2 protein-coding genes are annotated in these 1,647 nt (G+C 72.4%); both read right to left on the bottom strand.

Annotated features, from left to right (window positions below; translation table 11 throughout):
* Positions 1-69: 69 nt before the first annotated feature.
* On the bottom strand, positions 70-816 hold the full coding sequence (gene eutC, locus BU28_RS23675) for an ethanolamine ammonia-lyase subunit EutC (protein ID WP_036763460.1): 747 nt from the start codon (positions 814-816) through the stop codon (positions 70-72).
* Positions 813-1,647: ethanolamine ammonia-lyase subunit EutB (gene eutB / locus BU28_RS23670; RefSeq protein ID WP_036763458.1), on the bottom strand; the 835-nt coding region annotated here is incomplete at its 5' end. The genes eutB and eutC, both read right to left, overlap by 4 nt.

Below are 1,647 nucleotides of genomic sequence, written 5' to 3'. Positions count from 1 at the left end.
ATCATAATACCTTAGTAATCCGCATTATGTCACCACCATGACCGGGGCGGAGGCTCAAGCGCGCGGCCGTCATCCCAGACGATCTGTCGGGCGGTCGCCCGGCACCCGCGCCGTCCCGCTTTCATCCTTCAGCGCGACGCCCGTGGCGCCGATGCGCTGCGCGGCGGCCACCAGCCAGGACAGGCGGTCGGCGGCTTCCTCGTGCGACAGCCCGCCGCGCAGGTGGATGTTCGACACGCAGTTGCGCGCGCTGTCGCGCAGGCCGGGGCGCGGCGCCAGCGTCAGATAGGCGCCCAGGCTGTCGGCGACCGACAGGCCCGGACGCTCTCCGATCAGGACCAGCACCATGCGCGCCCCCAGCGCCAGGCCGATGGGATCGCCGATGGCGACGCGGCCGCCGCGTACCAGCACCACCGGCTGCGCGGCCAGCTCGGGCAGGTGCCGCGACAGCGCCGCGACCAGGCCCGGCGCCTGCGCCGCCACCGCCGGCGCCGACAACCCGTCGCAGATGACCAGCGCCAGCGCGCAGTCCAGGCGCGGCAGGTCGGTGCCCGGCGCCAGCTGCCGGCCCAGGTCGGGGCGGCGCAGATAGGTGGCGCGCTCGGTGGCGCGGCTGTCCACGCACAGGCAGGGGCTCGGCGCCAGCGCATCCGCCAGCGCCGCGCGGTCCAGAGGTGCGTGGATGGCGTCGCGGGCGGCGGCGTGGTCCTCTTGAAAGGCCAGCAGCGCCGGCAGGGACAGCGGGCGCACGGCCGCGTCCAGCCGCACCCGCGCGGGCGTCAGGCGGCGCAGGCGGGCGAAATCGGGCGCGCTCATGCCGGCAGCCCCAGGCGCCGGGCCAGGGCGGCCGCGTCCGGCAGCATGGCCGCCCCCTGCCCCGCCAGCCCGTACTCGGCCAGCCAGCGCGCGAATTCGGGCGCAGGCCGCAGGCCGGTCACCTCGCGCAGATAGGCGATGTCCTCGAAGGCAAGGCTCTGATAGCCCAGCATCACGTCGTCTGCGCCCGGCACGGTGATGACGAAGCTGACGCCGGCCTGCGCCAGCAGCGTCGCCAGGTTGTCCATGTCGTCCTGGTCGGCCTCGACATGGTTGGTATAGCAGACATCGACCCCCATCGGCAGGCCAAGAAGCTTGCCGCAGAAATGATCCTCGAGCCCGGCGCGCGTGATCTGCTTGCCGTCATACAGGTATTCCGGCCCGATGAAGCCCACGACCGTGTTGACCAGCAGCGGCTGGAAGGCGCGGGCGACGGCATAGGCCCGCACCTCGATCGTCTGCTGGTCGACGCCGTGATGGGCCTCGGCCGACAGGGCCGCGCCCTGCCCGGTTTCGAAATACAGGCAGTTCTGCCCCACGGTGCCGCGCGCCGCCGCCAGCCCCGCCTGATGCGCCTCGGCCAGGACCGAGAGCGAGACGCCGAAACCCGCGTTCGCGGCCTCGGTGCCGGCGACGGACTGAAAGATCAGGTCCACCGGCGCGCCGCGCTCCAGCAGCGCCAGAGCATTCGTCACATGCGTCAGCACGCAGCTTTGCGTCGGGATGGCAAAGGCCTGCCGCATCTCGTCCAGCGCCACCAGAAGCGCCTGGCAGTTCGCCAGATTGTCCGAAGCCGGGTTGATGCCGATCACCGCATCGCCCGCGCCGTGC

It is taken from the genome of Paracoccus yeei ATCC BAA-599 (assembly GCF_000622145.1).
In the GTDB taxonomy this organism is placed as follows: domain Bacteria; phylum Pseudomonadota; class Alphaproteobacteria; order Rhodobacterales; family Rhodobacteraceae; genus Paracoccus; species Paracoccus yeei.
The sequence above is the reverse complement of the archived record's forward strand: the minus strand, read 5'-3'. Positions and strand labels throughout refer to the sequence as shown.

Coding starts and splice junctions, on each gene's coding strand:
- eutC (WP_036763460.1), bottom strand. CDS start 816: ATGAGCGCGCCCGATTTCGCCCGCCTGCGCCGCCTGACGCCCGCGCGG.